Consider the following 7,248-nt stretch of genomic DNA (forward strand, 5'->3'; position numbering starts at 1 on the left):
CGAGGCTCTACGCCATTCCAGCGGTATCGTCCTGCGCACGTAACAATTCGTAGGGACACGCCATGCGTGTCCACCGCGCGCAGCGCGGCACAAGCGTCCGAAGCCCAATCCCCACCGCGCCGACATCGCCACCGACGTTTAGCAACGACCAACGCCGCTCCAAAAAAAGACGGGGGCCTTTCGGCCCCCGAAGGTAGAGCGTTCAACCCCAGCGGGGATCAGAAGAACGCGCGGATACCAAACGCCACGCCACGGCCCGGCAGCGGCGAGTAATCGCGCAGCAGCGAGGTGTGCGGGCGTGCCTCGCGGTTGGTCAGGTTGTTGCCGTCCAGGAACACCTCGTAGCTGTTGCTGTCGGTGCGGTCCCAGCGGTAGGCGAAGTGCGCGTCGACCAGGGTGTAGCCGTTGCTCGGCTCCTCGTTCTGCGCGGTGTCCTTCTGGCTGCTGTAACGCACCGCGCCGACCGAGGCGCGCCAGCCGTCGCGCGACCAGCGCAGGTCGGCACCCACGCGCGCCGGCGAGATGCGCGGCAGGTAGCCGCTGTTGGCGATGTCCACGGTGTAGTTGTGGTCGTGGTCGCCATGCGGCACCGCGATGTCCACGCTGCGGCTGCCGCTGCCATCCAGCTCGGCCTTCACGTAGTCGCCGAACACGCGCAGGTCCCAGTCGCCGCTGCCGCCTTCGAACAAGTGGACCAGGGCTTCGGCCTCGGCGCCCTTGAACGTGGCGTCCTGCTGGGTCCACAGGCGCACGGGCAGGCTTTCGACCACGCCGGTGTCGGCCAGGTAGATGAAGTCCTTGAACTTGGTCTGGTAGATCGAGGCGGAGAAGTCGAGGCGGTCGCTGTGCGTATGGATGCCCAGCTCGACGCGCTGGCCGCGTTCGGTCTTCAGGTTGGCGTCGCCGATTTCCAGCGAGCGGGTGGCGATGTGTGCACCGGCCGCGTACAGCTCTTCGGTGGTCGGGGCGCGCTCGGAGCCGTCCACGCCGAAGCGCAGGTCGACCGCATCGTTGAGCTTCCAGATGCCGGCGGCGGACAGGTTGGTGGCATCGAAGGTGCGCGCGCGGTAATCACCGGTCGGGTCCAGCTTGACCTGGTCGTGGCGGCCGCCCAGTTCCAGCTTGAACGGACCGAACTGCTTTTCCTGCAGCACGAACAGGCCGATGTTGCGCGTACCGGTATCGGGAACGAAGGCCTCTTCGCCCTTCGCACCGAAGTCGCTGTTGCCGAACTGCAGGCCGAACGCGCCGTCCCAGCCGCCGATCTGCTGCTGCACGGCTTCCAGGCGCCCTTCGATGCCGCGGTTGGTGAACCGGGTGGACGGCGTACCCGATTCGAGCTCGGTGTGCTCGTAATCGGTGTAGGCGGTGCGCAGGTTGACGTTCTTCAGGAACGAGACCGGGTTGTAGATGCCGCCCTTGGCTTCGAAGCGGTTCTGCACCATGTCGATGCGGACATCGTGCTCGCCTTCTTCCTCTTCTTCATCGCCATGGTCGTGGTCATGGTCGTCGTCGGCATGCACGTGGGCGCCGTTGGGAATGCCGTAGTTGGTGCGGTAGGTGCTGGCCGAGGCGCCGAAGAAGCCGCCTTCGCCGAGCCAGGTCGCGCCGACACCGCCGGCGCGGGTGCGCACGGAGCTGTTGTCGAGCGTGCCACGACGCGGTTCGTCGGTGTCGCCCGCGTCATGGTCGTGGCCGCTGTGGTCTTCCAGGCCATCGATCACGGCGTAGCCGGGAATGCGGTAGTCGTCGCCGTTGCGCACGAGGCCATCAACATGCAGCACCCAGTTGCCGTTGACGCCGTCGAGCCGGAACATGCCGCTGCGCTCGTCGTTGACGGAGTTGCCGCGCAGTTCGGCACGGCCGCTGAGGGGACGGTCAGGCAGTTCGCGCGCGATGCGGCCGTCGACGACGTTGACGGCGCCACCGATGGCGCCGCTGCCGAACAGCAGGGTGGCCGGACCCTTGAGCACTTCGATCTGATCGGCCAGGAACGGCTCGATGCTGGTGGCGTGGTCGGCGCTGACGGTGGAGGCGTCCATGTTGCCCATGCCGTTGGACAGCACGGCCACGCGCGGGCCTTCCTGGCCGCGGATGATCGGGCGGCCTACGCCCGGGCCGAAGAAGGTGCTCTGCACGCCGGGCAGTTTGGCCACGGTGTCGCCCAGGGTGCCGGCCTTCTGTTCGTCCAGGCGTTCACCGGCCAGGACGTCGACCGGGCGGGCGAGCGATTCGGCGTCGCCCTGCAGGGGAGAGGCGGTGACCTTGACGGTGGACAGTTCGGTGAGATGACCGTCGCGATGGCCGGCGTCGTCATCGGCGGCGTGGGCCATCGAGGGAATGAGGACCACGGCGAGTGCCAGGGACAGGGCGTGCGGCGTGAGCAGGGGGCGGGAAGAGCGCATGGGCAATAGGTCCGTCAGTCGAATTGTTACAATATATCAATGGTGGGGCGCGCGAATCCCATCGGAACGGGGTGTTGCCAGGGCGGAACGGGGGAGGGGAATGCGCGTCAGGATTGATGTTATATTATTCCATAACGATTGAACGACCCTGCTGGAAGTCATGCCCCTCTTTGCCCGCCTCCGTCATCTGCTGGATCGCTTCGGTGCCACCGGTTCGCTGCTGTGCGCGGTGCATTGCGCGGTATTGCCCGTGCTGCTGGCGGCGGCGCCCTCACTGGGCCTGTCGGTATGGCTGGGCGACGGGGTGGAGCTGGCCCTGGTCAGTTTCGTCACGCTGCTGGGCCTGTTCAGCCTGGTCTGGGGTTACCGCCGGCATGGCGCGTTGCGCGCGCTGGGGTTCCTGGTGCCGGGCCTGGTGGCGCTGTGGGCGGGCCTGCTGTACGACCCGCTGCACCATTCGCCGGTGCCACACGCGGTGGTGATGACGCTGGGCGGCGTGCTGGTGGGCGTTGCCCATCTGGTGAACCTGCGCCTGAACCACGGCCACATCCACGACGCGAGCTGTGCGCACTGAGGCGCTGTGGTAGGCTTCTTGATCGTGCGCGGGGGCGTTTGCAAAGGCGGCCCCGCCGAACCCGTGTCAGTACGGGGTAATCAGAATTCAGACTAAGGAGTTGACGACATGGGTAAGGGTGACCGCAGGACCGCCAAGGGCAAGCGTTTCAATGCCAGCTACGGCAATTCGCGCCTGCACGTGGTGAGCAAGGTGGCCGTGGGCGCAGCTGCGCCGGTCGCCAAGAAGACCGTGGCCAAGGCCCCGGCAAAGAAGGCTGTGGCCAAGAAGGCCGTCGCCAAGGCCAGCTGATTTCTCAGCCAGCCTGACGAAAAAACGCGGCGCTTGCGCCGCGTTTTTTTTTGCCTGCAATCAACGTGTTGGATTGCATGGATTGCATGGGTTGACGTTGCGCCGGGCTTTGCCCGGCTTCATGCATTTGGCCGGACAGCCGATGGTCAATGATTCCACCGGTTTGGCGGGACGGTGCCGGTTTGCGGGGGACGCCGTGAACCCATCCATGGGGGCTCAGTCGCCGCATCCATGCGGCTCATGCCCCCGCAAACCGGCCCCGACCCACCTTTGACAGTGACCGGTGGCCTAAGGAAACCGAGAGCAACGGCCGAAGCCAAAGCGTTCTTCGTTTGGGGGCAATGCGTTGCCGGGCCGATTGGCATCGATGGCGATCGTTTGGCAACCGATCCTACCGGTCGCGCACGGACACGAGGCGCCTGGCATTCGACACGGGCGGCGGTAGGGTCGTTTCCCAAACGACTGCCGTGAACCCCTCAACGCCCGGTAACGCGTGTGATTTGTCGAGACCACGAGGGCCGGCCAACGGCCGGCGCAACCGCTTCTCCAATGGCCGCCGACAGACTGTCAAAGGCGGGTCGGGGTGGGTTTGCGGGGGCATGAGCCGCATGGATGCGGCGACTGAGCTTACATGGACGTACTTGCAGCGTCCCCCGTAAACCCGCACCGTCCCGCCAAATCAGAGGAACCGCTGGCCATCGGCTGTTCGCCTAAATGCATGAGGCTGCCGGGCAGAGCCCGGCACTACCGGATTGCATGCAATCCGAAAAACTGCGGGCCCGCCAGCCTTACCGCAGCGCGGGCAGCAGGGTTTCGGGGTTGCCGTCGTTGGGTGCGGCGGGAACGCCGAGCAGGCGGGTCATGAGGGGGTAGACGTCGACGTTGTCGAACCCCGGCAGCGTCGCGCCCTGCTTGAAGGAGGGGCCGCGTGCGATGAATACCGCGCGCATCGAGGGCAGGGCGTTGTCGTAACCGTGCGAGCCGCGGTCGCCGGGCTCCTGCTTGGACAGGCGTTCGCGGGTGAACGCGTTCCAGCCTTCGTGCATCTGGCACACGATCGGCGGAATGCGCGGGTTGGAGCCGTATTCCCAGCGTGCCGGCAGCGTCTGCCGCGTCCAGCAGTCGTAATTCGCGTGTGCGCCCAGCAGGACCTTTTCGGCCGCCTGCTGTTTGCCCGGCAGCGGTGCGAAACCGATCGACTGGCCCGTCGAGACGTTGCTGGCGAGGGTGGGGTCGACCATGTCTTCGACCGCGATCGCGTGGCCGTCCGGCACCGTCGCCATGCCGTGGTCGGAGACCACGATGAGGTTGGTGCTGTCGGCCAGGCCACGGGCCGCCAAGCCATCCAGCAAGCGGCCGATTGCGACATCGACCTGTGCGATCGCGGCGGTGTACTCGGGTGAATCCGGGCCGAAGTGGTGGCCGGCCTTGTCGACCTGTTCCATGTACAGCGTCACCAGGCGCGGCGCGTCTGCATCGGTCTGGCCGACCCAGCCCAGTACCGTGTCAACGCGATCCGACAGCGCGACCGTCTCGTCGTACATGCGCCACTGGCTGGGGCGCACGCCCTGGATGGCCGCTTCGCTGCCGGGCCAGGACCACGTTGCACTGTGCACGCCGGCCTTTTCCGCGCTGACCCAGATCGGTTCGCCGCCCCACCAACGGGAATCGGTTACCGCGTCGCGCAGATTGAGTTGGAACCGGCCGAGCGCCTCTTCCTGCATGCTGTTGTGGATGATGCCGTGGTGGTTCGGGCGCAGCCCGGTCACGATCGTGTAGTGGTTGGGGAACGTCAGCGACGGGTAGGACGGCGTCATCCACTTCGCGCGCACGCCCTCGTGAACGATGCGCGAGAGGTTCGGCGTGATGCCGCGATCGAGCGCATCCGCGCGCAGCCCGTCGATCGACACCAGCAGCAGCTTCGGTGCGCTGGCCACCGCGGTCGGCGCGACACCGGCGGCCGGCGCGGTGTGGGGGGCGCTGGCACAGCTGGTCAGCATGAGGGCGGCGGCAAGCGCCAGCGAAAAGCGGACGGAAATCATCCGGGCATCATAGTTCGCCGCGGTGACGCAGCGAAGACAACCAATGGCACGGTCAGGCGAACAGCGAATGCCCGCGCGCTTCCAGTTCCAGCAATGCTGCCTTGGTTTCCAGCCCGCCACCGAAACCGGTGAGTGCGCCGCTGCTGCCGATCACGCGGTGGCAGGGCAGCACGATCGGCAGCGGATTGCGTCCGTTCGCCGCGCCGACCGCGCGGCTGGCGCTGGGGTGGCCGATGTGCCGCGCCAGCTGCACGTAACTCCAGGTTTCGCCGAACGGAATGTCCGCCAGCGCCTTCCACACGCGCAGCTGGAAATCCGTCCCGTGCGGCGCCAATGGCAGTTCGAAGCCGGTGCGGTCGCCGTGCAGGAACTGCAGGAGCTGCGTGCGCGCGTCGCGCAGCGCGTCGGCGTCACGCTGCCAGTGCTCGCGCCCCTTGGCGTCGTAGCGGTTGTTCTCGAACAGGATGTGGTGGATGCCCTGGCTGTTGCCGGCCACGGTGAGCGCCCCGATCGGGCTGTCGAAAGTGTCGTAGAGCAGGTTCATGCGGTGGACTCCGAAGCGGACGTGGCCAGATGCCACAGGTGCAGCACGGCGTAGGCACGCCAGGGTCGCCAGGCCTGCGAGCGGGCCTCGGTGGCGCGTTCGCTCAAGCGGCTGTCGCCGCCAAGGACCTGCTGCAATACCAGGTCGCCGGCAGGGAAGGCGTCGGGCAGCGCCAGGGCGCGCAGCGCGATGTAGTGGGCCGTCCAGGGCCCGATCCCGGGCAGCGCCACACAACGTTCGATGAAGCTGTCCAGGCGCTGGCCGGCGTGGAAGTCCAGGCGGCCGTCGGCGACCGCCGCCGCCACCGCACGCACCGTCGCCGCCCGCGTGCGCGGCAGTCCGATGCCTTCCAGGGGTGCGTCGGCCAGCTGTTCGGGACGCGGGAACTGGCGGTCCAGGCCTTCGGGCATGCCCTCCAATGGCGTGCCGAACCGGTCGACCGCGCGTCGCGCCAGGGTGATCGCAGCGGCCACGCTGACCTGCTGGCCCAGCACCGCGCGCACCGCAACTTCAAAACCATCCCAGCCGCCGGGCACGCGCAGGCCGGGGCGTTCTGCGATGCCGCGCGCCAGCACCGGCTCCTGCGCCAGCGTGGCGTGGACGATGCGCAGGTCGGCGTCCAGGTCGAAGATGCGGCGTACCCGGCGCACGATGCCGGGGATCGCGCGCGGGTCGACCTGGCCCAGCTGCAGCAGCAGCTCCGGGCGGCGCGGATCGGCGGTGACCCGGATGACCGACGGCCGCTCGGCCGGCCCGATCACGCGTTGGTAGCTGTGGCCGTCGATCTGCTCGATGCCGGGAATGCAGCGGCGGCGCAGGAAGCCCAGCATCGCCGCGAAATCCAGCGGCGGCCGGTAGCCGAGCCGCAGCGTCAGCGCGCCGTCGGCCAGCGCGCCGCGCTGGCGGCGGATGGCCGTGGGCGGCATGCCGCAGCCGTCCAGGAAGGCGGCGTTGAAGCGGCGCAGGCTGTTGTAGCCGGCCGCCATGGCCACGTCGGTCACCGGCAGCGCGGTTTCGGTCAGCAGCTGCTTGGCCAGCAGCAGGCGGCGGGTGGCGTGGATCTGCGCGGGGGCGGCGCCCAGCCGCGCCACGAACAGGCGCTGCAGCTGGCGCGCGCTCAGGCCGACGTGCGCGGCCAGCGCGCCCACGGCCGCGTCCTGCAGGAAGCCGTCATGGATCAGCGCGAGCGCGCGCTGCAACGTCTCGTCGCTCAGCGCGTCCTGCGCCTCCGGAGCCAGTTCCGGGCGGCAGCGCAGGCAGGGGCGGAACCCGGGCCCCCCGGCGGGCGGGGGGGGGGGGGGGGAGTCCCCGGTGGGGGGGGGGGGGGCCGGCCCCGGGCCCCCCCGGCGGCCGGTGATGCCCGGGGGGCGCCCGGCGGGGAAGGCCACCCCC

At 68.5% G+C, this 7,248-nt stretch carries 6 protein-coding genes; 2 read left to right on the forward strand and 4 right to left on the reverse strand.

What is annotated here, in order from left to right; translation table 11 throughout:
• Positions 1 to 218: 218 nt before the first annotated feature.
• Positions 219 to 2,405 (reverse strand): TonB-dependent receptor, encoded by a 2,187-nt coding sequence (locus ACOZHM_RS09305; RefSeq protein WP_421568958.1) that lies wholly within the window; start codon positions 2,403 to 2,405, stop codon positions 219 to 221.
• 160 nt (positions 2,406 to 2,565) lie between these two features.
• Between ACOZHM_RS09305 and ACOZHM_RS09310 the strand changes: the two genes are divergently transcribed.
• A complete protein-coding gene (locus tag ACOZHM_RS09310; RefSeq protein ID WP_421568959.1) occupies positions 2,566 to 2,979 on the forward strand; it encodes a MerC domain-containing protein in 414 nt (137 codons plus the stop codon).
• 108 nt (positions 2,980 to 3,087) lie between these two features.
• On the forward strand, positions 3,088 to 3,270 hold the full coding sequence (locus ACOZHM_RS09315) for a 30S ribosomal protein THX (protein WP_421568960.1): 183 nt from the start codon (positions 3,088 to 3,090) through the stop codon (positions 3,268 to 3,270).
• Positions 3,271 to 4,058: 788 nt separating this feature from the next.
• On the opposite strand, the gene ACOZHM_RS09320 is transcribed toward ACOZHM_RS09315, so the two are convergent.
• The 3 genes from ACOZHM_RS09320 to ACOZHM_RS09330 all read right to left on the reverse strand — a co-directional run.
• Positions 4,059 to 5,312: an ectonucleotide pyrophosphatase/phosphodiesterase gene (locus ACOZHM_RS09320; protein ID WP_421568961.1), complete on the reverse strand. Its 1,254-nt coding sequence runs from the start codon at positions 5,310 to 5,312 to the stop codon at positions 4,059 to 4,061.
• A 52-nt stretch (positions 5,313 to 5,364) separates the two neighbouring features.
• Complete coding sequence (locus ACOZHM_RS09325) at positions 5,365 to 5,856, reverse strand: methylated-DNA--[protein]-cysteine S-methyltransferase (RefSeq protein ID WP_421568962.1); 492 nt, start codon at positions 5,854 to 5,856, stop codon at positions 5,365 to 5,367.
• Positions 5,853 to 7,248 (reverse strand): AlkA N-terminal domain-containing protein (locus ACOZHM_RS09330; RefSeq protein ID WP_421568963.1); only part of this gene is annotated, 1,396 nt, incomplete at its 5' end. The genes ACOZHM_RS09330 and ACOZHM_RS09325, both read right to left, overlap by 4 nt.

Source organism: Stenotrophomonas sp. PD6, assembly GCF_049199305.1.
GTDB lineage: Bacteria > Pseudomonadota > Gammaproteobacteria > Xanthomonadales > Xanthomonadaceae > Stenotrophomonas.